The following is a 25165-nucleotide window of genomic DNA, read 5'->3' as shown; positions in this document are numbered from 1 at the left end:
CCGCCAAACGTCACGATAGGTCCGCAATACGGACAGGAAGGTGTGAACGTGAATAGTGCCCCTATTCATCTTTCCACCCCGTCAAACGGGCAGTCGGTCACCCGCCGACGTGGATGCCGGGACGACGCAGCGGGTCCCGCTCGGTCCGCCGGATGATCTCCCGCACCACCGGCGGGGTGTCCCCGCGACCGAGGATGAGATAGCGCGCCAGGTGCGCGATCGGGCTCCCCTCCGACCACTCGAAGTGCGCGTGCGGCCGCACCCCGGTGGCGTCGCGAAGGGCCAACAGGATCGCGGCGATCGCGTTGGGCACGGCGGGGCTGCTGGCCCGCAACACCCGGAAGCCACCCACCTCGATCCCGTGCACCCGCAGCACCTGGCTGAATTCCGACGGGTCGACCACGTCGATCTCCAGGAACAGCACGTCCGCCGCACCGGGCACCGGATTCATCCCCCGCTGCGCCCGTTCCTTGATCGTGTACTCCTTCACCGATCCGCTCTGCCGCTTGTTAGCGATCAGGTGCAGCTGCCCGTCGTGGGCCAGCGACTCGGTGATGAACCGCCGGGCCGGCTCGTCGAACTCGATCCGCTCGGCGCGCAGTTCGGTGGTCCGGGTGACCCGGGAGACCAACGAGACCACGATGATGCCGAGGATGAACAACGCGGAGATGGTGATCCCGTCCGGCTGCTCGATGACGTTCTCCAGCAACGCGTACAGCAGCACCAGGGTCAGCAGTGTGAACCCGACGGCTCCGCCGCGCTGGCGGTGGCGGACCGCGGAGATCGTCACCGCCACCGCGCCGGAGACCATCATCGCCAGGATGCCCGTCGCGTACGCCCCGGCCTGAGCGTTGACGTCGGCGCGGAAGGCGATCGTGATGGCGACGCTGACCACCGTGTAGACGATCACCACCGGGCGCACCGCCCGCGCCCACTCCGGTGCCATGCCGTACGAGGGCAGGTAGCGCGGCACGATGTTGATCAGCCCGGCCATCGCCGAGGCGCCGGCGAACCAGAGGATGAGCACGCTGCTGACGTCGTAGACGGTGCCGAAGGCCTCGCCCAGCTGGGCGTGCGCCAGGAACGCCAGGGCCCGGCCGTTGGCCGCCCCTCCGGGCCGGAACTCCTCCTGCGGGATGAGCGCCGTGGTCACGAATGTCGTCGAGACGAGGTAGACCGACATGATCAGCGCGGCGGTGGTGAGCAACCGGCGTGTGTTGCGGATCCGGGCGGCGAGCCGGGCCTGCTTGTCCGCCCCGTCGGCCCGGACCAGCGGCATCATGCTCACCCCGGTCTCGAAACCGGACAGGCCCAGCACCAGCAGCGGGAACGCCAGCACGGCCGTGAGCAGCACGTGACCCGGCCCGCCGCCGCCCGTGGTCAGCGCGGCGGTCCAGTCCGAAACGATGCCCGGGTCGTCGACGATCCGGGCCAGGGCCACCACGACGATCACCGCGTTGAGCACGAGGAAGACGGCGACCAGCGGGATGGCCACCACCACCGCCTCGCGGAAGCCGAGCAGGAACACCCCGCCGAGGATGAGCAGCAGCACCACGGTGACCACGACCGGGACGGCGGGGCCGTGCAGCGCGTCGGGCAGGTACGGGTTCTCCAACAGGTGCACGGTGGCGTCCGCCGAGGAGAGGGTGATCGTGATGATCCACGAGGTGGCCACGAAGCCGAGCAGCACGAGTACGAAGATCTTGCCCCGCCAGAACGGCAGCAGGCGCTCCAGCATCGCCACCGACCCCTGCCCGTGCGGGCTCTCCTGGGCCACCCGCCGGTACATCGGCAGCATCCCGAACAGGGTGAGCGCGACGATCAGCAGGGTCGCCAGCGGGGACAGCGCACCGGCCGCCACCGCCGCGATGCCCGGCAGGTACGACAGCGTGGAGAAGTAGTCGACGCCGGTCAGGCACATCACCTGCCACCAGGCGTGCCGACGGTTCTGTCCCTCGCCCGCCTCCGGGCCCGGCGGCTGCACCTGGTGCTGGAAGAGCCACCGGCGCAGTGGACTGGCCGGTGGCGCCGACCGCGCCGCCGTCGCCACGCGTTCGGGCACCACGACACCCGGCCGGCCACCCCGGTGCGGGCGGGCCGGATCGCGGGCCGCCCGCAGCGCCGGGTCCGGCCCCGTCGGCGCGTGGCGGCGTCCGCCCCAACGTCGTGGTTTCGCCCGGTGCTCGTCACCCATCGCCAGTCCCACCCTCACAGGTCCTGATCCGACGGTAGGCGGTGGCGCGGGACCCGACCGGCGGAACCGGGCAGGTGGATGGCCAGCTCAGGACAGGTCCGGTACGGCGAGCAGGCGGGCCAGTGCGGGCGGGTCGGCCACGGTCACCGTGGCCGCCGGATGTCGTGGCCGCCCGCCCGGCACCACTGCCGGCACCGGTACGCCGAAGCGCAGGCAGATCCCGCCGGCCGTGCTGCTGCCGAAGCTCGCGCCCCCGTCGGCCAGCGACACGTGTGGCCCGATCACCCGCCACCAGCGGTACGGACCGCTCAGCTCGACGGCTGTCACGTTCTCCCGGTCGGTCCGCAGCTGCCACGGCCCGTACCGGATCACCACATCCCGGTCGGTGACGGCGACCCAGGCCGTCGCCGGGCGAACCCCCAGCAGCGCCAACACCGGGCGGAACAGCGGATCGAAGCGGAACGCGAACCGCGTCGCGGCAGCGGTCATCGCGCACCGGGTCGGACGGTGGGTCGCGGCACCGGGCCACCTGGCCGCAGCGGGCCGGGCCGCGCGGGCCGGGGTCGGGCGGCGGGCCGGCGCCGGGCCAGGACGGTCATGGCGCGGGCGTACCCGTTAAGCGCCCGCCGACACCCCCGACATGCGCCACCGGCGGGACGAGCGCGACGCCCTCCCCCACCGCCGGCCGGCACCCCCCGGGCCGGCCGACGGTGGCAGACGGTCGGCACCCCCCGGAGCCGGCCGGCTGCACCCCTGGGTCGACCGGCCGCGGCCGGCCACCCGAGGGTGGGCGAATCTGATGGGACGCGCCCCCGCGCTCCGCCACCCCCCACGGGGCGGAACGCGGGGACCCCCCGTCCCGGCTACTGCAGAAACGCCCCCAGGGGCGACAGCAGTAGCCGGCCGAGCGCCGCGGCGTTGTCGTCCAACCGCGTGCGCTCACATTCGCGGGCGTCCGGATCGTGCCGGCACCGCCAGATCTTCTGCGCGTTACGCCAGGCGACATTGCGGGTGTACTCGACCAGCTCCCCCTGGTACCAGTCGTCGATGTCGCCGTTGAGCATGTCGATGAGCAGCTGCCACTGCTCCAGATAGCCTCGGCGCAGACCGGGGATCTTGTCCGCGAAGATCTTGTTGATCTCCAGGTAGTCGTGGTGCTGGTCGCTGCCGTCGACCGGCTCCGACTCCAGGTGGTCGAACGTGGTCACCAGCGCGAAGGGCAGGTCGAAGTTGATGTGCGCGTTGACCCCCGCCGCCGCCGACGGCAGCGGACGGGCGTCCGGTCCACGCATCCGCTCGAAGAGGCACGACCACGCCTTCGGGGTGCCCGGGCTGGAGTCGGTCCAGAGCCGCATCGCGTCGAAATACCGCGCGGCGAACTCCACGTCCAGCCGGGACAGGAAGGCCGGGTCGATGAAACGATCCTCGTACAGCCCGTCCAGCACACTGCTGGTGATGGTCAGGTAGAGCCTGTTGAAGTCGGCCAACGGGCAACTGGCCTCCAACGGAGGAAGCCGCACCAGCATGTCCTGAAGTTTGGTGAGGTGGTCGACCACGGCCGGCACGTCCGCGGGATGGTCGGCGAGCAGGTCGACGATGTCCCGGTGCACGGGCCCCCAGACCGGAGCGGTCATCTCTCCTCCATAGTGGTCGGCGGCATCCCCCGCGCCGTCGTCGACGCGGCCCAGCCTTTCAGCCGACACCCACTCACCGAATCAGTAGAACGACGTATCCCGGTACGCACACGCGCCAGTGGACGGTGTGGAACGTCAGCTTCGGACGTTGCGCAACTGGATCGCGCTGGCCTGGACCCGGGTACGGACCTGGAGCTTGTCGAAGATGTGCGACACGTGCACGCCGATGGTCCGCTCGCTGATGAACAGCCGCTGCCCGATCTCCTTGTTGGTCAGGCCCTCCGCGACAAGCGCGAGCACCTCCCGCTCCCGTGCGGTGAGCGGCGCCAACTCGTCGTCGGACGCCTCGGCCGGCGCGCTCCTCGTGCCGCCGAGTACCTCGTGCTCCTCCAGCGACACCCGGGCCCGCCCGGCCAGCTCGCGGATCTCCGAGGTCAGCGGCACCGCGCCCAGCCCCTGCGCCACCCGGTACGCCTCCCGCAGCAGCTTGCCGGCGGTGGCCAGCCGGCTGCGGCGGGCCAGCAACGCCTCGGCCTGCCGCAGCCGCGAGTACGCCGCCGGGTAGGGGTGGTGGCGTCGGTCCCACTCGGCGACGGACGCGGCCCACAGGTCCGGGTCGCTGCTGTCGAGGCGGCTCACCTCGGCGGCGCAGAGCGCCAGGAACCCCTCCACCACCGAGCGCACCGGACCGGCCGCGCCGACGCTCTTGCGGGCCACCCGGTCCGCCACGTCACGCAGCCGGCGCACCACCGTCGGGTCCACCGCCACGGCACGACTGGCGTGCGCCTCGGCCTCGGCTCGCAGGCCGTGCCAGACCAGCGCCGACAGGATCGTCACGTCGTCGGACCGGCTCTCGGTGAGGCCCCGTTGCACCGCCAACCGCGCCACATCGTGGCGGCCTTCCCACATGGCCAGCCCGGCGCGCAGGGTGAGCAGCGGAATGACGTGCCGCGCCCCACCACCGGCGAGCAGGGTCGCCACCGCGTCGAGGTCACGGCTGGCAGCGTCGATGTCGCCGTAGCCCACCGACAGCCGGCACCGGGCCAGCAGCAGCTCGACGGCGTCCGCACCGGACGGTCGGTGCCGCAGGGCGGCGGCGACCACCTTCTCCGCCTCGGCCCACTGGCCCACCCGGAACAGGCCGTTGATGGCGACGGCCAGCAGCCGGGTCTCCCAGGTGCGGCCCAACCCCAGTTCGGCGACCCGCTCGGCGCCACGACGGGCGACCACCACGCCCTCTTCGAGGATGTTCAGTGGCCCGGTCAACAGCTCCGCCAGGTGCAGGTACGCGCAGGCCACATCCTCGGGCTGGCCGGCGCGCTCGGCGGTGTCGAGGGCGTCGCGCATCACCGCGAGCCCCGCGTCCGGGTCCTCCAGGTAGGCGTCGCTGAAGCCCAGTGCCGAGCTGGCCAGCACCACCTCGGTGGCGGAGCCCTCCACGTCGGCGGCCAACGCCAGCGCCTCCCGGGCCCACCTGCCGGCGTCGGCGTAGCGGCCCAGGTGCAGGAGCAGCTCGGCGAGGCGGGCGGCGGCGGTGGCCCGGTCGCGCGGGGAACAGTCGGCGGCGGTCAGCGCCCGCTGGTATTCCTCCTCGGCCAGCGCCGAGCGGCCGGCGGCGGCCAGGTAGCGGGCCCGGCGGATGTGCAGCGCGCTGGGCTCGCCACCCGGCAGCGCGGCCACCTCTTCCAGGAGGACCAGCGCGCGGGCGTGCTCCCCGCAGTGGTGGGCCGCCTCGGCGGCGTTCTTGAGCAGCTCGACCCGGTCCACCGCCAGCGGACCCGGCTCGGCGGCCAGTTGCAACGCCGCCGACCAGTGCCGGTGCGCCTCGGCGTAACCGTGCAGCCGCTCGGCCTCCTGCGCCGCCGCCACCGCGGCCGGCAACGCGCGCGCCGGCTCACCGGCCAACCGCCAGTGGTGCGCCAGCCGGGCCTGGTGCAGCTCACCCGGCGCGGCGGTCAGCGCCTCGGCGTAGCGGCGGTGCAGCCCGGAACGCTCGGCCGGCAGCAGTTCGTGTGCGAGCACCTCGGCAACCAGGCGGTGCCGCAGCCGGTAACCGTCGTCGGCGCCGACCAGCAGCCGGTGGGCCACCGCGGCGCGGGCCGCGTCGATCAGCTCGTCCTCGGGCAACCGCAGCACCTGCGCCAGCAGCCAGTGCTGGACCGGCTCGACACCGGCGGCGACCGCGTGCACCACCGCGTGGGCGTGCTGGGGCAGCGCGTCGACCCGATCGAGGAAGATCTCCCGCAACGTCTCGGACAGGCCGTCGCGGCCGTCGCGGAGATCGCGGGCCAGCTCCTCGATGACGAACGGGTTGCCGCCGCTGCGCTGCCAGATCTGCTCGGCCGCCTCGGCGGGCAGCGTCTTGCCGACCACCGCGGCAGCGAGCTTCTCGGTGTCGGCCCGGCCCAGCGGAGCCAGGTCGAGCACCCGCACCGTACGCAGCCGACGCAGCTCGGTGAGCACCCGGCGCAGCGGGTGCGCGCCCTGCAGCGACTCGGCGCGCACCGCCGCCAGCACGGAGAGCTGGAGGTCGCCGAGCCCGGCCAACAGGTAGAGCAGCAACTGTCGGGTGCTCCGGTCGACCCACTGCAGGTCGTCGAGGATGAGCACCAGTGGTCTGCCCTCGGCGATCAGGTGCAGCCCGCGGCTGGCCCGCTCCAACAACGCGCCCGCGCCGTCCGGGCTGGCGGTCTCGTCGGCGAACATCTGCAGCAGCCCTCGCACCGCGGAGGAGGTGCGGGCGTGCGAGGTGGACAGATCGGCGTCGAAGCGGCGCAGCGCCTGCAACAGCGGGTGCAGCGGGGAGGCGTCGCCGATGTCCAGGCAGCTGCCGGTGAGCACCACGGCACCCTGGGCACGCAGTTGGTCGGCGACCTCACCCAACAGCCGGGTCTTGCCCACACCGCTCTCACCGGTCAGGAAGACGGCGGCGGTCTGCCCGTGCGCGGCGTCACCGTGCAGCGCGGCCCGAACCGTCTGCACCAGCTCGGCCCGGCCCACGAGCGGTGCGGTGTCCCCATCGCTGGCCATGGCACGCAGCCTAATCACAGGTCCCCGAACCGTTCTACGGCCAACTGCCGCTTCTGGTACTCCTCGCGTCGACTTTGCGACAAAAGGTTGCGGGTGGCCGACATACGTCGTTCGGCAGATCCCCGGTCAGCTCAGGGATGTCAATCTCCGGAGGTCACCTGGCATCAGCGGGGGGAAGGGTTGGTGCGAAGCCATGACCACCATCGCTACTACCAGCAGCATCATCGCCGGCGACGCACGGCGGCCCGTGCCCCCGCACTGGCCCGTGCCGGAGGAGAGACGTACTGTCACGGTGCTCTTCGCCGACATCGTCGGCTCCACGGCGTTGGTGAGCCGACTCGACCCGGAGGACGTCCGCGCGATGCAGCGGGTCTACTTCGACACCGTCACCGGCGTGCTGCACCGCTGGCAGGGAGTGGTGGAGAAGTACGTCGGCGACGCCGTGATGGCGCTGTTCGGCGCTCGGCGCTCCGACGGCTTCGACGCGTACCGCGCGGTGCGGGCCGGACTCGAGATCCAGGCCGCGCTGGACCGCCGGCCGATGGTCGGGGACATCCGACTGCGGGTGCGCGTCGGTGTCGCCACCGGCGAGGTCGTGGTCGACCTGGGCGACGCGGTCAGCGGCGGGCACGGCGTGGCCAGCGGCGCGGTGATCACCACCGCGGCCCGCCTCCAGGAGTACGCGCCACCGGGTGCCGTCGCGCTCTGCGCGGCCACCGCACGGGCCACCGCCGGCCTGATCACCCAGCGTCAGCTGCCACCGGTGCCGGTCGCCGGCCGGATGTCGCCGGGACCGCTCTGGCACGCCATCGGCCCCGTCCGACCCGGCCCGGACCGGCACGACGGTCCGCTGATCGGTCGCCGCCGCGAGCTGGCCACGATCCGCGACCAGCTGACCCTGGCCATCCGGGAGCGGAACCCGTGCTGGGTCTCGCTGGTCGGGCCCACCGGCAGTGGCCGCAGCCGGCTGCTGCACGAGTTGACCCGTGGGCTGACCACGGTGGACGGCGCTTCGGTGCGCTGGTCCGTGGAGGCCTGCCAGCCGTACCCCGATCAGGTCCTGGAACCGGTCGCCGAGCTGCTGCGGGGTGTCGCCGGGGTCCGCCGCGGTGACGGCCCGGCGGCGGTCCACGAACGGCTCGTCGCCGCCCTGACCGCCCTGTTCCCACCGGCGCGGGTCGCCGCCGCGGTCCCGACGCTGCAGCGGATGCTGACCAACCCGGACGACTCCGCCGCGGCGATGGCCGGCGCGGCGATCTGCCGCGACGTCCTGCTGCGGCTGGCCACCCAGGCGCCGCTTGTCGTCGCGGTGGACGACGTGGACCGGGCGGCGCCCGCGGTGAGCGGATTCCTCCGGGCGCTGTTCGACGCGGCGACGGCACGGCGGCTACCACTGGCCGTGGTCACCCTGCACCAACCGCAGTGGGCCGACACCCGGCCCGGCCCAGCCCGCCGGATGGCGATCCGACCGCTGACCACTGTGCCGTCCGGGCGACTGCTGCGCCATCTCCTGACCCGGTCCGGTCAGCCGGTGACCCTGGTGGACCGGCTGCTGCCGCTGGTGGGCGGCCGGCCCGGGCACGCGACGGCGTACGTCGCGTCGATCGCGGCCGGGGCCGACCCGGCGGTGCTCCCGCTGCCCGAGGCGGTCCGCCGGACCGTCGGCGCCGAGGTGGACCACCTCGATGGTGAGCGGCGAGCGGTCCTGATGGCCGCCGGTGTCCTCGGCGGCGTGGTCTCCGGCGCGACGGTCGACCGCGCGCTCGGCTGGACGCCCGGCCGGTCCGTGTCGGCACTACGCCGGCTGGTCGCCGCCGGACTGCTCATCCCCCAGCGCACCGGGGGGTACGCGTTCGCCTCGCCCGCGCTGCGCCAGGTCGCCGCCGAGCGGTTGCCCCGCGCGCTGCGGGCCGTCTTCACCCGCCGGGCCGCCGACGCCCCACGCCGCGACACCGCCCTCGTGGCGTTGGCCCCCGCGCCAGGATCCGGCCCGCCGCGCCTCCCCGCCCCGACGATGGCGACTCCGCCGGCCGCGCCGCCCCGCGGAACCAACCGTGCGCCGGGCGTCAACCGGCTCCGAACCGTCGCGCCGGCCGGTGGCGTGCCGCCGACCTCGGCGGTGCCGGCCGCGGTGGCGCAGGCCAATACGGGCGGTCACTGGCCCTCGGCCATCGACCGCATCCCGGTGGCGATCCGCGCGGTGCCCGCCGTGGCGGAGTCGACGAGACCCGGCACCGGCGTCGGCGGGCTGCCCGATCGGGTACGCGCCTTACCCGTCCCACCGTTGATCCGCCAGCCGGACAGCCTGGGCTACGGGCAGCCCGCCTCAGGCGGGTACGTCACGACGAACGACTGACCCCGGGCGGCCGCCCGCCGAACTGCCAGTTGTGCACCTCGACGTCGGCGTACCGGTCCACGGTCAGGATGGCGCGCGCCGCGTCCGGGGTCGGCGCCCGGACCAGCGCGGCGGTGCCGAGCCACGTGTCGCCGTCGTCGGACAGCAGCGGCCCGTACGCGATCAGCTCGTCCGGGTCGGGTGGCACGGGCAGGTCGACGGCCTGCCCCGCGCCGAGGCCGAGCACCAGGTAGCGGTTGCCGCCGTCCCGACCACCGGGGAAGTCCCACATGGTGCGGCCCAGCGTGTTGCGCCATCGGCGCAGCAGCACATCCCGGTACACGCCGGCCTGGTAGTTGGGCTCGTCGAAGGCGAACGTCCGCGCGGCGGCCGGATCGGGCAGGTCGACGATGTGCACGCTGCCGGTGGCGGTGTCACCGGACAGGGTGGGGCCGCGGGCGATCAACTCCTCCGCGTACCGGTCCATGTAGGACCAGTGTTCGGCCAACAACTCGTCGCGCAACGTCCCCGAGTCGGGCCGGTCGCGGTGGTAGCACAGGAATTCCATGCCACGCATTCTCGCCGTGGGGCGGACCGCCGGGTGGCCGGGTGTCGCCCGTGGCCTACGGCACGGACGCCGAGGCCAGCAGCGCCGCGGTCGGCAGGACGAGCAGACCGTCCGCGTCGCGGTAGGCGGCGGTCAGCTCGTCGTACGCGGCACGGATGCGGGTGATCACCTCCGGCGGCTGGGCCGCCAGCACCAGACCCGCCTTGCTGATGCCGTTGGCCGGGCCGCTCCACCAGGCATCGGGGTGGGTGCGGTGCGCCCAGGTGATCGGGTCGCAGCGCGCGTCGGCGAGACCGGCGGCGTCGAGCAGACCCGCGAACCCGTCCGGGGTACGCGGGAAGTCCCGCTCCGCGTCCACCGTCGGCACCGAGGTCGGGCGCTGGACCCCGGCGGCGTCGAACACCGCTCCCCAGAGCCGCTGCGCCTCGGGTGGCGGGTCGGGCCAGATCGTCACCGCGATCCGACCGGCCGGCCGGACGACCCGTCGCAGTTCGCTGATCGCGGCCACCGGATCGCCGACGTGATTGATCACGAAGTTCGCCACGGCCGCGTCGAAGTGCCCGGTGGGAAACGGCAGATAGGGCAGGGCCGCGAGGCGAACCTCGGCGGACGGGACCCGGCCGCGCACCAGCTCGACCATGCTGGGCTCGGCATCGACGGCCACGACGGTGGCGCCCCGAGCGCTCGCCAGCGCGGCCACGGTGCCGGAGCCGGTGCCCGCGTCCAGCACCCGCATGCCCACGGCGACGCCCGCGGCGTCCAGCAACGCCGGGGCGGGATGGGCGCAGAGGGCGGCGAAACTGCCGTCGTACGCCGCCGCGCGCCCGGCCCAGCGCGACCGCTCGTGTTCGTCGAAAGCTGTCGTCGGCACCGCGTCACCCCCGCTCAGGATCTTGCTGGTGGCGACGATATCCAACGGGATCTGCCGGGGTTGCCCCGCGCCCTCGACGCCGCCCGTACCCCCGGTGAGCTGGGTGTCCGATGTCCACCGGCAGCGGTGACTAGGATTGGTCGGTCATGCTGCTACGGGTGCTCGGGCCGCTTGAGGTCGAGGTCGACACAGGCGGACCGGTCGACCTCGGCGGCCCCCGCCAACGCGCCGTGCTCGCGCGGCTGCTGGCGGCCCGAGGCGAGGTCGTCTCCGTCGGTCAGATGATCGAGGACCTGTGGCGGGGTGACGCGCCGCCACGGGCGATCGCCTCCGTCCAGGCGTACGTCTCGCACCTGCGCCGCCTGTTGGAGCCGTCCCGCGAGCGCCGCACGCCGGCGCGGGTCCTGGTCACCGCGCCGCCCGGCTATGCGATCCGGGTGCCCACCGAGGCCGTCGACGCCGGCCGGTTCGAGACGCTGCTCGTCGAGGCGCGCACAGCCAGTGCCACCGATCCGGGTCGGGCGCGGCTGCTGCTGAGCGGCGCGCTCGACCTGTGGCGCGGTCGGGCGTACGCCGAGTTCGCCGGGGAGCCGTGGGCGCAGGCCGAGGTGCTGCGGCTGGAGGAGCTGCGGCTCGGCGCCCGGGAGTCGCTGCTCGACGTGGTCGTGCGGTGCGGCGACGCGGCCGAGGCGGTGGCGGAGGCGGAGGTGCTGACCCGGCAGGCGCCGCTGCGGGAGGAGAGCTGGCGGCTGCTGGCATTGGCGTTGTGGCGGGCCGGCCGGCAGGGCGACGCGCTCGCCGCGCTGCGCCGGGCGCGGGCGACCCTCGTGGACGAACTCGGCCTGGATCCGGGCCCGGCGTTGGTCGAGCTGGAGTCCGCCATCCTGGGCCAACGACTCGACCTGCTCCCACGGGTGGCCGCGGCACGCGTCGACACCGGGCGACCGGCGACCGCTGAGGTGTTCGTCGGGCGGGAGACCGAGCTGGCCGCTCTGGGACGGGCCGCCGCCGAGGCGGTGGCGGGCGGGCCGCGGGTGGCGCTGCTCAGCGGGGAGGCCGGCGCGGGCAAGACGAGTCTGCTCGCCCGCTTCCGGGAGGCGCTCACCGCCCGCGACTGGCTGGTCGCCGTCGGCCGCTGCCCCGAGGTCGAGGGCGCCCCGCCCGCCTGGGCCTGGGTCGAGGCGCTGCGGCAACTCGCCGAGCAGGTGCCGCCGGGTGATCTCGCACCGGCGCTCGTCCCGCTGCTCGGCGGAAGCGCCGGCGAGTCCGGGGGCGACGTCACCGCCGGCCGGTTCCGGCTGCACCACGCCGTTGGCGCCTGGTTGGACGCGGCGGCGATCCGCCGACCGGTCGCCGTCATCCTCGACGACCTGCACGCCGCCGACGCCGAGACGCTGCTCCTGCTGAACAGCGTCATCGAGGTGACCACCGGGGCCGTGCTGGTCGTCGCGGCGCTACGCCCCGCCGACAACCGCGAGCGGCTCGCCGACACGATGGCCGTCCTGGCCCGTCGGTCTCCCCACCGGATCCGGCTGGGTGGCCTGACGACGGCCGAGATCGAGACACTGCTCGGGGCGCTCGCCCGGCGACCCGTCGACGCGGAGACGGTCGCCGCGCTGACCGAGCGGACCGGCGGCAACCCCTTCTACGTACGCGAGTCGGCGCGGCTCCTCGCCGCCGAGGGCACGCTCGTCGCCACCAGCGACGTGCCGGACGGGGTACGTGACGTGCTGCGCCGACGACTGTCGCGCCTGCCGTCGCCGGCGGTCGCGGTGCTGCGCCTCGCCGCCACGCTCGGCCGGGAGGCGGACGTGCCGACACTCCTCGACGCCGCCGACACCGACGAGACCGCCACCCTCGAAGCGCTGGAGATCGGGCTGGCCGCCGGGCTGCTCACCGAACCGGCGCCGGGGCGGGTTCGCTTCGTGCACGGGCTGGTCCGCGACACCATCTACACCGACCTGCCCCACCTGCGCCGCACCCGACTGCACGCCCGGATCGCCGCCGCCACCCGGCGGTTGGCACCCGACGACTATCCGGCCCTGGCGCACCACTACGCCCGTGCGGCGTCGGCCGACACCGCTCCGCTCGCCGTCGACTACGCCATCCGCGCCGCCGAGCTGGCGGAGCGGCGGTACGCGTACGACGCGGCGGTCGAGGTGCTCGGCAACGCCGTCGACGCCGCCGGGTCGGTCACCGGGGATCGCGACGCGCTGCGGGTCGACCTGCTCGGCCGGCTGTTACGCGCCCAGGCTCGGGCCGGTGCGGTGGCCGCCGCCCGGCAGACCCGCGCCCGAGCCGTGGACGTGGCCGTCGCGTCCGGCCGGGACGAGCTGCTGATCGCGGCGTTCACCGCGTGGACCGTCCCCACGCCGTGGCTGACACACGCGTACGGCGTCGTGGACCATCGGGTCGTCGAGCTGCTCAGCCGGCTGTTGCGGTCCGACGACCTGGACCCAGTGGCCCGCTGCCGTGTGCTCGACGCCCTGGCCACCGAGTTGGACGGCGAGTCGGACCCCCGGGGTGTGTCGGCCGGGCGGGAGGCGCTGACGATCGCCCGGCGGCTGGGCGACCCGGAGCTGCGCGCCCTGGGGCTGGCCGCCCGGGTCCGGACCATGAGCTACGAGCGGGAGGCGCCGCACCGTCGGGAGTTGGCCCTGGAGTTGCGCGACCTCGCCGACGAGCACGGGCTGGTGATCTACCGCTGGGTCGCCGAGCAGGTGCTCGCCCACTGCGCCGCCGCGCTCACCGAACCGGCCGAGGTTCGCGCCGCGATCGTCCGACAGGGGTGGCTGGCCGAGACGTACCAGCTCAACGAGGGGCAGGTGATCTACCTGTGCGGGCGGGGTGCCCTCGCGCACATCGCCGGCGACTTCGTCGCCGCTCGCCGACACTACGACGAGGTGGCCGTGCAGATGCGGCGCCAGGGTTCGCTGCACGCCGAGGCCTTCCACTATTTTTCGGTCGGGACCCTGCTGATCAGCCAGGGACGTTTCGGCGAGCATCTGGAGGCGACCCGCCGCATCCGTCGGTCGCTGGGGCCGATCGTGGACGACCTGCTGGCGCTGGCGCTGATCGAGAGCGGACGGGTGGACGAGGCGCGGGCCATGCCGATCGGTCGGCACACCTACCGCCCGGACTACTTCGAGTCGGCGCTGCTCAGCGTACGCGGCATGGTCATCGTGGCCCTGGGTCGGCGAGACCTGGCCCAGCCCGTGATCGACGCCCTGCTCCCGGTCCGCGACCAACTGGCTGGTTTCTCCACCACCGCGGCCGTGGTGCGACCGGTCGCGCTGACGCTCGGGGAGCTGTTCCGGCTGGTGGGACGCACCGAGGAGGCGGCCCGGCACTTCACCCTGGCGGCCGGGGTGGCCCGCCGGTGGGAGTCGCCGCACTGGCTGGCCGAGTCGACGGCCGCGTTGGCCGACTGAACCGGTTACTGGGTTCCAAGCCGATTCCAAGTGCCACCGAGCATGATCAACAGATCTGTGTCAGTTGATTTCCTCGGAAAGGTCACCGTGAACCAGAACCACCGCGAAGCCATGGCCGACGTCCGCGACATGTACATGGCGCACACCGTCTTCCGTCGCGAGTTCGGCCTGCTGCCGCAGCTCGTCCGCGACGTCAGGCCGGGCGACGTCGGCCGCGCGGAGGTCGTCGGCGCCCACGCCGAGATGCTCTGTCACACCCTGCACCTGCACCACGAGGGCGAGGACCTGCTGCTGTGGCCCCGACTACTGGCGCGCGGCGGCGCGGAGGCCGCCGCCATCGTCCCCACCATGGAGGCGCAGCACCACGCCATCGAGGAGGCCCACGCGGCGGTGGTGGCCCTGCTGCCGGGGTGGCGGCGTACCGGGCACGGTGGTGACCACCTCGCCGACGCCTTCGAGCACCTCCGCACCGCGCTGACCGAACACATGGCCATGGAGGAGAGCGAGATCCTGCCGCTGGCCGAACGGCACGTCACCGCCGCGGAGTGGATGGAACTCGGCGAGCACGGGATGGGTAAGACCCCGAAGAAGCGGCTGCCGCTGGCCTTCGGCCTGGCCATGTACGAGGGCGACCCCGAGGTGATCAAGGCGGTGCTGGCGCACGCCCCGCTGCCGGCCCGGCTGCTCATGCCGATCATCGCCCCCCGGCTCTTCGCCGCCCACGCCAAGCGGGTGCACGGCACCGCGACTCCCCCGCGCATCGGCGCCGCCGCACGCTGAGCGAGGCCGGCCACCGACCCAGGCCCCGGGGTCGACGGCTCGTCAGCCGGCAGCGAGGAAGGCCAGCACCCGCGGCCAGGTCTCCGCGTCGGCGCTCGGGGCGTACTCGCTCAGGTCCGGGTCGGTGAACAGGTGCCCCGCGCCGGGATAGCGGAAGACCGTCAACTCGGCACCGGCGTCGGTCATCGCCTGTTGCCACTCGTCGACCTCGTCCGGCGCGTCGTACGGGTCGGGGTCGGCGAGGTGCAGCTGCACCGGTATCCCGGGCCGGACCGCGTCCGGTGCGCCACCGGTGCCGTGCAGCAGAAGTAGACCGGCGGCGGCGGGGCGCTCGGCCAGCAGCGCCCCGGCCACGCCGGCGCCCATCGAGAGGCCGGCGAGCACCGTCTCCGGTGGCAGGTCGCGCAGCGCGGCTCGGGCCCGGTCCAGCACCACGTCGTGGCCGATCTTGTCGAGCAGCGCGAAGCCCTCCTCGACGGTGTCCGTGGCCGGCACGCCGTACAGGTCGGGGGTGCTGACCTGGTGCCCGGCGGCGCGTAACCGGTCGGCGGTCGCGCGCACGGCGGGCCGTAGCCCGTACACGGAGTGGAACAGCAGGACGTGTGACATCACGTCATCCTGCCGCAGTCACGGGTCCGTCCGGTGTGGGCACGCGGGGCGGACGTCAGACCAACGCGGTCAGCCGCGCGACCAGGTCGCTCGGCGGTGGCATCGCGGCGATCTCGCGACTGACCTGGCCCGCGGCGGTACGCAGGCGCTCGTCGGTGAGCAACCGGGTCAGGGCCTGCGCGGTGATGTCCCGGGGGCGCAGCGCCAGGCCGACGCCCCGGCGAGCCAACAGCTCGGCGTTGTGCCGCCGGTCCCCCGGACCCACGGTGGCGAGTTGGGGCAGGCCGGCGGCGAGGGCGCCGAAGGCACTGCCCGCACCGCCGTGGTGCACCAGCGCCGCGCTCGCCGGTAACGCCTCGTCGAGCGGAATCCAGTCGACCACCCGCACGTTCGGGGGCAGCGAACGCGCCGACCGCTCGTCTGGGCGGACCAGCACGATCTCGGCGTCCACGTCGGCGGCGGCGGTGACCACGGCGGGCATCGGACCTCGGTCGCCGGGGCCGGTCAGGGTGCTGCGGGTGACCAGGATCCGGGGCCGGTCGCCCGGCTCGCGCAGCCAGGCCGGCAGCTCGCCGCCGCCGACGTAGGACGTGTAGCGCATCGGCCAACCGCCCTGCGCGGCCACGCTGGGCGGGGCCACGGCGAGGGCTGCGGCGGGTGGCGGCAGCTCGCTCAGGCCGTGCCGGCGTAGTGCGCCACCGAGTCGGACGACGGTGGCGCGGACCAGGTCCCGGCCGTCGAACAGGGCGTTCTCCTGGCGTACGGCCGGCACATCGAGCCGCGCGGCGGCCACCGCGCCGGCGACCGCGAACGGCTCGTGCAGCACCAGATCCGGTCGCCACCGGGTGGCCAGCGCGACCACCGGGTCGGTGAGCTGGTCGTTGAGCGCGCCGAACAGCAGGCCGGCGCCCCGGGTGCCGGCGGTGCCGGCCATTTCGGCGCGCGCGATCAGCGGATGGCGGGGAAAGACCCGCAGCGCGATTCGGCCGAAGTCGAAGCCCGGTGCGATGTCGTGCACCGGCAGACCCGCGTCGGCGGCGGCCAGGCCACCACCTCCGGTGGCCAGCAGCACGTCGTGGCCGGCGTCGCGCAGCGCGACGGCGAGCGGCACCAGCGGGAAGACGTGCCCGACCAGGGGCGCGGAGACCACCAGCACACGCATGGGCAGGATCCTATGTCCAGGACGCGACCGGGCGGGGTGGGTCAGCCGGCCGCTCGCTGGTCGACGATGCGGCGCATCTTGCCCATCGACCGCTCCACCCCGTCCGGGGCGAGGACGTCGACCGCCACGCTCACGCCGATGGTGTTCTTCACCAGCTCCACAAGCGTCGCGCCGGCCCGCTCGGCGGCGTCCACGGCGACGCCGGCCCGCCGCTCCACCCGCACGGTCAGGGTGTCCAGCCGGCCCTGCCGATCGAGGACGCACTGGAAGTGCGGCGACAGCTGCGGGGTCCGCAGGATCAGCTCCTCGATCTGGGTGGGGAAGATGTTCACCCCGCGCACGATCATCATGTCGTCCGTGCGGCCGGTGATCTTCTCGATCCGGCGCATCGGGCGGGCGGTGCCGGGCAGCAGTCGGGTCAGGTCGCGGGTGCGGTAGCGCACGACCGGCATCGCCTCCTTGGTCAGCGAGGTCAACACCAGCTCACCGCGCTCACCGTCGGGCAGCACCACCCCGGTCACCGGGTCGATGATCTCCGGGTAGAAGTGGTCCTCCCAGAGGTGCAGCCCGTCCTTGGTCTCGACGCACTCGGTGGCCACGCCGGGGCCCATCACCTCGGAGAGCCCGTAGATGTCGACGGCGTGGATGTCCAGCCGCTGCTCGATCTCGCGGCGCATGTCCTCGGTCCACGGCTCGGCGCCGAAGATGCCCACCCGCAGGGAGGTGGCCCGCGGGTCGATGCCCTGGCGCTGCATCTCGTCGACGATGGCGAGCAGGTAGCTGGGCGTGACCATGATGACCTCGGGTTCGAAGTCGCGGATCAGCATCACCTGACGCTCGGTCATGCCCCCGGAGACCGGGATGACCGTGCAGCCCAGCTCCTCGGCCCCGTAGTGCGCGCCCAGGCCGCCGGTGAAGAGCCCGTAGCCGTACGCGATGTGCACCCGGTCGCCGGGACGGCCGCCGGAGGCGCGGATCGACCGGGCCATCAGTCGCGCCCAGGTGCGCAGGTCGTCGCGGGTGTAGCCGACCACCGTCGGCCGGCCGGTGGTGCCGGAGGACGCGTGCAGCCGGGCCACCCGCTCCCGGGGTACGGCGAACATCCCGAACGGGTAGTTCTCCCGCAGCTCCGCCTTGCCGGTGAACGGGAAGCGGGCCAGGTCGTCGAGGTCCCGGCAGTCGTCGGGGTGCACCCCGGCCGCGTCGAACGCCCGACGGTAGTGCGGCACGTTGTCGTACGCGTGCCGCAACGACCAGCGCAGTCGGTCGCGTTGCAGGGCGCGCAGCTCGTCGATGCCGGCGCGCTCGATCGGCTCCAGCTCCTCCGGACGAGGGGTGCGGTCCTGCATCGGCTGCCTCCTTGGCGCGGCGGTCCCGGTGGGGCTGCGGGTACCGTACGCTCGCCGTCGCCGGGTCCGGCGGGGCGGTCAGCGGGTGGCCGGCAGCCGGTGCAGGGCGTCGACCAGCGGGGCCAGCTCGGGGGTGGCCTCCGCCTGGGCGAGCGCGTCGCTGAGCACCCGGTCGTGGGTGGGGCGGGTCTGGGCGAGCAGCTCGGAGCCGGCCGGCGTCAGCTCGGTGTAGATCCCGCGCCGGTCGTCGGCGCAGAGGATGCGGGTGAGCAGCCCCCGCTGTTCGAGGCGGGTGACCAGCCGGGTGGTGGCGCTGCCGGAGAGCGCGGCGGCGCGGGCGAGCTGGCTCATCCGCATGTGCCAGCCGTCCTGGCGGGAGAGCGCGTCGAGCACCGTGTACTCGACGACGGACAGGTCGTGGCCGGCCTGCAACTCCCGTTCCAGGGATGTCTCGATCAACCCGTGCAGGGCGGCGAGGGTGCGCCAGCCCTGCGCGCGGATCTCGACCGCGTCGTCGGCGATGCCCATGCCGGCCCTCCTCGGGTGTGCTCTCGACGGCCCAGGCTACCACGCTTGCGCTGATATCCAGCGCGTGCAAGTATTTCGTTGTCGACGCGTGTAGTTGCACGCGCCGAATATCCGCCCCCTCCCGATGGGAAGACCATGTCCGTACGCCACAAGTCCCTGCCACCCGGCCTGATCGCGCTGGCCATCGGCGCCTTCGGCATCGGGCTCACCGAATTCGTGATCATGGGGCTGCTGCCCGAGGTGGCCGCCGACTTCGCCGTCACCGAACCGGTCGCCGGCTGGCTGATCTCCGGCTACGCGCTCAGCGTGGCCGTCGGCGGGGTGGCCCTCACCGCGGCGGTCACCCGACTGCCGCGCAAGCCGGTGCTGCTCGGCCTGATGGTGCTGTTCATCATCGGCAACCTGCTCTCCGCCGTCGCCGGCGACTACGCCGTGATGATGGCCGGCCGGATCGTCGCCGCGCTCTGCCACGGCGCGTTCTTCGGCATCGGCGCCGTGGTGGCCGCCGGCCTGGTCGCGCCGGCCCGCCGGGCGGGTGCCATCGCCATGATGTTCGCCGGTCTGACCATCGCGAACGTGCTCGGCGTGCCCTTCGGCACCTTCCTCGGGCAGCACTTCGGCTGGCGGTCGACGTTCTGGGCGATCACCGCGATCGGCGTGGTGGCACTGATCGGGCTGGCCCTGCTCATCCCGGCCGGCGACACCGCGAACGCCGACCGTCCGGCCGGTGGGCTGCGCGGCGAGTTGCGGGCCTTCACCCACTCGCAGGTCTGGTTGTCGCTGGTGATCACGGTCCTGGGCTTTGGCGGCATGTTCGGCGCGTTCACCTACATCGCCTACACCCTCACCGAGGTCAGCGGCTTCGCCAGCAGCACCGTGCCGTGGCTGCTCGTCCTCTTCGGCGTGGGGCTCTTCGTCGGCAACCTGCTCGGCGGCCGGGCCGCGGACAGGTCACTGTCGCGCACCCTGGTCACCGTCCTGGCGGTGCTCACCGTGGTGCTCGTCGGCTTCGCGCTGACCGCCACGAACCCGGTGCTGACAATCGTCGCGTTGGTGCTGATGGGTGGGTTCGGCTTCGCCACCGTGCCGCCGTTGCAGATGCGGATCATGCACTACGCCCACCAGGCGCCGACCCTCGCGTCCGGGGCGAACATCGCGGCGTTCAACCTCGGCAACGCGCTGGGCGCGTGGATCGGCGGGGTGACGATCGCCGCCGGGCTCGGCTACACCTCGCCGATCTGGGCCGGCGCGGCGCTCACCCTGGTCGGCCTGGGTGTCCTGCTGGCAGCGCTGCGGCTGGCCCGCCGCCAGGAGCCGGCGAACGCCGACGCGGCCCTGGTGGACACGGCGGCCTGACCGGGTAGACGAGCGGACGCGGGGCCGGGCATCCGCCCGGCCCCGCGTCACTCTGATCATCACCCTGCCATCTTCTCGCAATTGCAAGTTATGTGCAACAAGGTCTGGACACCGCGATCGGTACGTAACTAGCCTGCTTGCCATGAGTCCTTACATCTTGGAGCCCTGGTCCTGGCAGGAGAGCTGGGATCGCCAGCAGGAGGCGTTCATGCCGGACCGGGAACACCGGTTCGCCACCATGCTGGACACCGTCGACGCGGTGCTCGACGGGCGGCCGCCGCGCGTGCTCGACCTGGCCGGCGGCACCGGCACGATCTCGCTGCGGACACTGGCGCGCTTCCCCGACGCCGAGGTGACCCTGCTGGACCTCGACCCGGCACTGCTGGCCATCGCCGGGGCCACACTTGCCGACCGGGCCACCATCGTCCCGGCCGACCTCGGCACCCCCGAGTGGCGCGCCGCGCTCCCCCACCGCGACTACGACGCCGTTCTCACCGCCACCGCCCTGCACTGGCTGCCGGCCGACCGGCTCGGGCAGCTCTACGCCGAACTGCGCGACGTGCTGCGGCCGGGCGGAGTCTTCGTCAACGCCGACCACATGCCCGACGACACCCTGCCGGAGCTGACCAAGCGGCTGATGGACCGGGCCCGGGACCGGCGCAACGCCCGGTACGCCGCCGGCGCGGTGCTGTCCTGGTCGGACTGGTGGGAGCGGGCCGGGGCCGACCCGGCGCTGGCCCCGCTGGTCACCCAACGGCAGGACATCTACCCGACCGGGCACAGCCCGGAGTGGAACCCGCCGGCCTCCTGGCACCTGGCCGCACTCACCACCGCCGGGTTCAGCGAGGTCGGCACGGTGTGGCGCGGCGGCCCGGACGCCGCCGTCGCAGCGGTGCGCTGACGCCGCCGTCGCCGCCGTCGCCGGCAGCACGCCAGATGCCGCCGTCGCCGGCAGCACGCCAGATGCCGCCGTCGCCGGCAGCACGCCAGATGCCGCCGTCGCCGGCAGCACGCTCGATGCCGCCGTCGCTGGCACTACGCTGAGGACTCGTGCCAGAGCCATTCGAGCCGCGTACCGACCCCGACGTCGACCTGCGCCTCCCCGCCGACCGCCGCGAGCTGACCGCGCGCCCCGCGACGGTTCTCGCCACCATCGCGGCCGGCGGGGTGCTCGGTGCGCTGGCCCGGGCCGGCCTGCAACACGCCGCCCCGCACCCGCCGACCGGTTTCCCCTGGGCGACGTTCGGCATCAACCTGTCCGGTTGCCTGCTGATCGGGGTGCTGATGGCGACGCTCGGGCACCTCGGCGGTGGGCACCCCCTGGCCCGCCCGTTCCTCGGGGTGGGGGTGCTCGGCGGGTTCACCACGTTCTCCGCCTACGCGGTCGACATCCAGCAGGCGCTGGTCGCGGGCGCGCCGGGCACCGCGCTGGCGTACCTGGCGGCGACGCTGCTCGGGGCACTCGTCGCGGTCGGGCTGGGCGACGCCGCCACCACCGCCCTCCTGGGCCGGAGGGCAACCCGGTGACCGTGCTGCTCATCGCCCTGGGGGCGGCCGTCGGAGCGCCGTTGCGCTACCTCACCGACCGGGCCGTGCAGTCCCGGCACGACTCGGCGTTTCCCTGGGGCACGCTCACCGTCAACGTGGTCGGCTCGCTGCTACTCGGCGTGCTCGTCGGGTGGCCGAGCGGCCCGGCGGTCACCGCGCTGCTCGGCACCGGATTCTGCGGGGCGCTGACCACCTACTCCACCTTCAGCTACGAGACGCTGCGGCTGACCCGGGGCGGTCACCGTCTCCTCGCGCTTGCCAATGTCGTGGGCAGCGTCGTCGCCGGGCTCGCCGCGGCCACCGCCGGCTATGCCCTGGCCCGCGCCCTGACCGGCTGACCTGCACGAATCGCGCCCTGAGCGGGGAACACACCGGAGGTATATACGCGAGGTATACCCCCGGTGTAGTCTCCTCCCATGAGCGTGCCACTGACCCTTCTCGGCCTCCTCGAACGGGAGCCCAGCCACGGCTACGACCTGAAGCGCGACTACGACGCCTTCTTCGGCCGGGGCAAGCCACTGCCGTTCGGCCAGGTCTACTCCACCCTCAGCCGACTGGCCCGCGACGGCAAGGTGGTGATCAGCGACGTCGCGCCCGGCTCCGGCCCCGACCGCAAGCGATACGTCATCACCGACCTGGGCGCGACCGAGGTCCAGCAGTGGCTGACCCAGCCGGTCGACCCGGAGCCGCACCTGCAGACGGTGCTCTTCGCCAAGGTCGTGCTCGCGCTGATGCTCGAACGTCCGGCCGACGAATACCTCGACACCCAGCGCAGCGCGCACCTGCACCGGATGCGCGAGCTCACCGAGATCAAGCGCGCCGGCAGCCTGGTCGACGCGCTGCTGGCCGACCACGGCCTCTACCACCTGGAGGCGGACCTCCGATGGATCGAGATGACAAGCGCCCGGCTGGACGCCCTGCGCAAGGAGGTGCGGCCGTGAGCGTCGTGATCGAAGCACGGGACGTGCAGTTCTCGTTCGGCCAGACGCCCGCCCTGCGGGGCGCAGGCGTGGCCGTCGGCGCGGGCGAGATCCTCGCCATCATGGGTCCCAGCGGCTCGGGCAAGTCCACCCTGTTGCACTGCCTGGCCGGCATCCTCGTGCCCGACTCCGGCGAGATCCTCTTCGACGGGACCCGGATCGACACCATGACCGAGACCCAGCGCAGCAGCCTGCGCCGGGACCGCTTCGGTTTCGTGTTCCAGTTCGGTCAGCTCGTCCCCGAGCTGACCGCCCTGGAGAACGTCGCCCTGCCGCTCCTGCTCAGCGGCGTACACCGCAAGCAGGCGCTGCCGAAGGCGAGTGCCTGGTTCGCGCGCCTGGGCCTGGACGGCCTGGAGCAGCGGCGCTCGGGTGAGCTGTCCGGCGGGCAGGCGCAACGGGTCGCCCTGGCCCGCGGCCTGGTCGCCGAGCCGCAGGTGCTCTTCGCCGACGAGCCGACCGGCGCGCTCGACTCGCTGACCGGCGAGCAGGTGATGGACCTGCTGGTCAGCGCTGCCCGCGAGCAGGGCACGACTGTCATCCTGGTGACCCACGAGGCCCGGATCGCCGCGTACGCCGACCGTGAGGTCATGGTCCGCGACGGGCGCGTGAACGCGCCGGACCGGATCGCCTCATGATCGGCTTCGGGCTCCGCCTCGTCGTGGCCGGCGGCCGGGAGGCGCTGACCCGCCTGCTCGTCATCGCCGCCGCCGTCGCGATCGGCAGTGGGCTGCTGCTGACCACCCTGGCCGGAGTCAACGCCGTCAACGCCCAGCTCACCCGGTACGCCTCGATGTATCCCCAGGCCTCGGCCGGCGACGCCGACCCGCTGTGGTGGTCGACCCGGTTCGACTACTTCCACGGCAAGCAGATCATCCGGATCGACGTCGCCGCTACCGGCGCGACCGCGCCCACCCCGGTCGGTGTCCCGACCACCCCTGGTCCCGGCGAGTACTACGCCTCGCCCGCGTTGCGCGACCTGCTGGCCGCCCACCCGGCCGACCAACTGGGCGACCGCTACCCCGGGCGGGACCTGGGCACCGTCGGACCCGCCGCGCTGACCTCGCCGGACACCCTGCTCGTCATCGCCGGCGGCACGCCCGACCAGGTCGCCAAGCTGCCCGCCGCGAAGCAGGTCACCAGCGTTGGCGACACCCCCGCCCTCCCCGAGACCACGGTGAACCTCATCCTGGGCGTGATCGCCGGCGGGCTGCTGTTCCCGGTGCTGATCTTCATCGGCACCGCCACCCGGCTCAGCGCCGCCCGCCGGGAGCAGCGCTTCGCCGCGATGCGGCTGGTCGGCGCGACACCCCGGCAGATCGCGATCGTCGCCGCGGTGGAGGCGACCGCCGCGGCCGTCGCCGGAACCGCCGTCGGCTTCGGCCTGTTCTACGCGTTCCGCGGTCCGCTCGCGGGCATCCCGTTCACCGGCATGCCGTTCTTCCCCAGCGACCTGTCGCTGGGGATGCTGGACGCCCTACTGGTGGCGCTCGGCGTCCCGGCCGGCGCGGCGGTGGCGGCCCAGGTCTCGCTGCGCCGCGTACGGATCTCGCCGCTGGGCGTCACCCGGCGGGTCACCCCCCGCGCGCCGCGCGCGTACCGGCTGATCCCGGCCCTGCTCGGTGTCGCCGTGCTGTTCTTCGCCATCGGCTTCAAACCGGAAACGTCCGACGGCCAAACCGCGGTGTTCCTGCCGGGCCTGCTGCTCATCATGGCCGGCCTGGTCTTCGCCGGCCCCTGGCTGACGATGGTCGGCGCCCAGGTCATGGCCCGGTACGCCAACCGTCCGGCCACCCTCATCGCCGCGCGACGCCTCGCCGACAACCCGAAGGCCGGCTTCCGGGCGATCAGCGGCATCATGCTCGCGCTCTTCGTGACGAGCGTGGCCGTCGGCGTGATCACCACGATCATCGCCAACCGCGGCCCGGCACCGGTCGGCTCGACCGAGGCGGGACAGGTGTCGCTCTACCTTCCTGAGGATGCACCGGCGACGCCTGACTCGCTCTTCACCGACCTGCGCTCGATCACCGACGTGCGGTCCGCGTTCGCGGTACGCGAGAACCCGGACTGGATGAACACCAGCGAGCCCGGCGTGATCGCGTGCGCCGACATTCCGAGCGCGTTCGGCCGGTGCGCCGAGGGCGCCACCGTCGCCGAGGTGGCGACGAGTCTCATCCCCTTCCGGCAGTCGGCGTCGTCCACCCGGGTCTGGCCCGCTGCGTCGGTCCCGCTCGGCGATCTCCAACGACTGCCGGTGATGTCGATCCTCGTCGACACGGACGGATCAGCAGCCGCCGTCGAACGTTCACGCACCGTCCTCGAGGCCGCCTTCCCGGCCTTCCGGGTGGCGCCGAACGTGCCCGGCGACTTCGAGTCGGACTTCGCCAACACGCTGCGTGGCTGGGAACAGTTGGCAAACGTCGTCATCGTCGCCAGCCTCGCGCTCGGCGGGTGCAGCCTCGCGGTCAGCGTCATCGGCGGTCTCACCGAACGCCGACGCCCGTTCAGCCTGCTGCGCCTCAGCGGCGCTCCGGTGCGCGTCCTGCGCCGGGTGGTGGCGCTGGAGAGCGCCGTACCGATGCTCGCCGTCGCCGCCGTCGCCATCGGGATGGGCCTGCTCGCCGCGCACCTGTTCCTGCGGGCACAGATGCACTACACGCTCGTCGCGCCGGAGCCACGCTTCTACGTGATCGTGGTGATCGGGTTGGCCACCTGCCTCGGTGTCATCGCCTCCACCCTGCCGCTGCTGGAACGCATCACCGGCCCGGAGACCGCCCGCAGCGAGTAGCC

The 25165-nt window shown here is 73.5% G+C and carries 20 protein-coding genes; 10 read left to right on the top strand and 10 right to left on the bottom strand.

The genetic code is table 11. From position 1 onward, the window contains the following. Positions 1 to 97: 97 nt before the first annotated feature. The 4 genes from AB0O48_RS22865 to AB0O48_RS22850 form a co-directional block, all read right to left on the bottom strand. Positions 98 to 2194, bottom strand: a complete 2097-nt coding sequence (locus AB0O48_RS22865) for an amino acid transporter (RefSeq protein ID WP_357255702.1) — start codon at positions 2192 to 2194, stop codon at positions 98 to 100. A gap of 87 nt (positions 2195 to 2281) precedes the next feature. Beyond that, the gene (locus tag AB0O48_RS22860; RefSeq protein WP_365068201.1) at positions 2282 to 2683 is read right to left on the bottom strand and encodes a PH domain-containing protein; all 402 of its coding nucleotides are present in this window, start codon (positions 2681 to 2683) and stop codon (positions 2282 to 2284) included. A 374-nt stretch (positions 2684 to 3057) separates the two neighbouring features. After that, the gene (locus AB0O48_RS22855; protein WP_357255706.1) at positions 3058 to 3828 is read right to left on the bottom strand and encodes a DUF5995 family protein; all 771 of its coding nucleotides are present in this window, start codon (positions 3826 to 3828) and stop codon (positions 3058 to 3060) included. Positions 3829 to 3963: 135 nt separating this feature from the next. Further along, positions 3964 to 6858, bottom strand: a complete 2895-nt coding sequence (locus tag AB0O48_RS22850) for an AAA family ATPase (RefSeq protein ID WP_365068197.1) — start codon at positions 6856 to 6858, stop codon at positions 3964 to 3966. 193 nt (positions 6859 to 7051) lie between these two features. Between AB0O48_RS22850 and AB0O48_RS22845 the strand changes: the two genes are divergently transcribed. Next, on the top strand, positions 7052 to 9214 hold the full coding sequence (locus tag AB0O48_RS22845) for an adenylate/guanylate cyclase domain-containing protein (protein WP_357572387.1): 2163 nt from the start codon (positions 7052 to 7054) through the stop codon (positions 9212 to 9214). Here the strand turns inward: AB0O48_RS22845 and AB0O48_RS22840 are convergent. Continuing rightward, positions 9198 to 9761: a YciI family protein gene (locus tag AB0O48_RS22840; RefSeq protein WP_357255712.1), complete on the bottom strand. Its 564-nt coding sequence runs from the start codon at positions 9759 to 9761 to the stop codon at positions 9198 to 9200. The two genes, AB0O48_RS22845 and AB0O48_RS22840, sit on opposite strands and share 17 nt — an antisense overlap. 55 nt (positions 9762 to 9816) lie before the next feature. Beyond that, on the bottom strand, positions 9817 to 10677 hold the full coding sequence (locus AB0O48_RS22835; protein ID WP_357572386.1) for a class I SAM-dependent methyltransferase: 861 nt from the start codon (positions 10675 to 10677) through the stop codon (positions 9817 to 9819). A gap of 101 nt (positions 10678 to 10778) precedes the next feature. Between AB0O48_RS22835 and AB0O48_RS22830 the strand changes: the two genes are divergently transcribed. Next, on the top strand, positions 10779 to 14063 hold the full coding sequence (locus AB0O48_RS22830; protein ID WP_357572385.1) for a BTAD domain-containing putative transcriptional regulator: 3285 nt from the start codon (positions 10779 to 10781) through the stop codon (positions 14061 to 14063). A gap of 57 nt (positions 14064 to 14120) precedes the next feature. After that, on the top strand, positions 14121 to 14843 hold the full coding sequence (locus AB0O48_RS22825; protein ID WP_357572384.1) for a hemerythrin domain-containing protein: 723 nt from the start codon (positions 14121 to 14123) through the stop codon (positions 14841 to 14843). A 42-nt stretch (positions 14844 to 14885) separates the two neighbouring features. Here AB0O48_RS22825 and AB0O48_RS22820 read toward each other — a convergent pair whose 3' ends face one another. From AB0O48_RS22820 to AB0O48_RS22805, 4 genes are all read right to left on the bottom strand, one after another. After that, complete coding sequence (locus AB0O48_RS22820; RefSeq protein WP_357255720.1) at positions 14886 to 15452, bottom strand: dienelactone hydrolase family protein; 567 nt, start codon at positions 15450 to 15452, stop codon at positions 14886 to 14888. A 55-nt stretch (positions 15453 to 15507) separates the two neighbouring features. Next, entirely contained in the window at positions 15508 to 16614 is a 1107-nt protein-coding gene (locus tag AB0O48_RS22815; RefSeq protein ID WP_357255722.1) for a nucleotide disphospho-sugar-binding domain-containing protein, read from the bottom strand. A gap of 41 nt (positions 16615 to 16655) precedes the next feature. Next, on the bottom strand, positions 16656 to 17963 hold the full coding sequence (gene paaK / locus AB0O48_RS22810; RefSeq protein WP_357255726.1) for a phenylacetate--CoA ligase PaaK: 1308 nt from the start codon (positions 17961 to 17963) through the stop codon (positions 16656 to 16658). A 78-nt stretch (positions 17964 to 18041) separates the two neighbouring features. Further along, positions 18042 to 18491, bottom strand: coding sequence for a MarR family transcriptional regulator (locus AB0O48_RS22805; RefSeq protein ID WP_357255728.1), 450 nt, complete (start codon positions 18489 to 18491; stop codon positions 18042 to 18044). A gap of 135 nt (positions 18492 to 18626) precedes the next feature. Between AB0O48_RS22805 and AB0O48_RS22800 the strand changes: the two genes are divergently transcribed. The 7 genes from AB0O48_RS22800 to AB0O48_RS22770 all read left to right on the top strand — a co-directional run bounded on the left by AB0O48_RS22800 (position 18627) and on the right by AB0O48_RS22770 (position 25163). Further along, positions 18627 to 19847, top strand: a complete 1221-nt coding sequence (locus AB0O48_RS22800; protein ID WP_357255730.1) for an MFS transporter — start codon at positions 18627 to 18629, stop codon at positions 19845 to 19847. 142 nt (positions 19848 to 19989) lie between these two features. Continuing rightward, a complete protein-coding gene (locus AB0O48_RS22795) occupies positions 19990 to 20748 on the top strand; it encodes a class I SAM-dependent methyltransferase (RefSeq protein ID WP_357572382.1) in 759 nt (252 codons plus the stop codon). A 149-nt stretch (positions 20749 to 20897) separates the two neighbouring features. Beyond that, positions 20898 to 21374 carry a CrcB family protein gene (locus AB0O48_RS22790; RefSeq protein WP_357255734.1) on the top strand — a complete coding sequence of 159 codons (477 nt, stop codon included), beginning with the start codon at positions 20898 to 20900 and terminating at the stop codon, positions 21372 to 21374. Continuing rightward, positions 21371 to 21733 (top strand): fluoride efflux transporter CrcB, encoded by a 363-nt coding sequence (gene crcB / locus AB0O48_RS22785; RefSeq protein ID WP_365068184.1) that lies wholly within the window; start codon positions 21371 to 21373, stop codon positions 21731 to 21733. The genes AB0O48_RS22790 and crcB overlap by 4 nt, the downstream gene beginning before the upstream one ends. Positions 21734 to 21811: 78 nt before the next feature. Continuing rightward, the gene (locus AB0O48_RS22780; protein ID WP_357255738.1) at positions 21812 to 22336 is read left to right on the top strand and encodes a PadR family transcriptional regulator; all 525 of its coding nucleotides are present in this window, start codon (positions 21812 to 21814) and stop codon (positions 22334 to 22336) included. Next, entirely contained in the window at positions 22333 to 23013 is a 681-nt protein-coding gene (locus tag AB0O48_RS22775; protein WP_357255740.1) for an ABC transporter ATP-binding protein, read from the top strand. Before AB0O48_RS22780 ends, AB0O48_RS22775 begins: the two co-directional genes overlap by 4 nt. Next, positions 23010 to 25163, top strand: coding sequence for an FtsX-like permease family protein (locus AB0O48_RS22770; RefSeq protein ID WP_365068179.1), 2154 nt, complete (start codon positions 23010 to 23012; stop codon positions 25161 to 25163). Before AB0O48_RS22775 ends, AB0O48_RS22770 begins: the two co-directional genes overlap by 4 nt. Positions 25164 to 25165: the final 2 nt, after the last annotated feature.

Source organism: Micromonospora sp. NPDC085948, from assembly GCF_040686315.1.
Lineage (GTDB): Bacteria > Actinomycetota > Actinomycetes > Mycobacteriales > Micromonosporaceae > Micromonospora.
The sequence above is the reverse complement of the archived record's forward strand: the minus strand, read 5'-3'. Positions and strand labels throughout refer to the sequence as shown.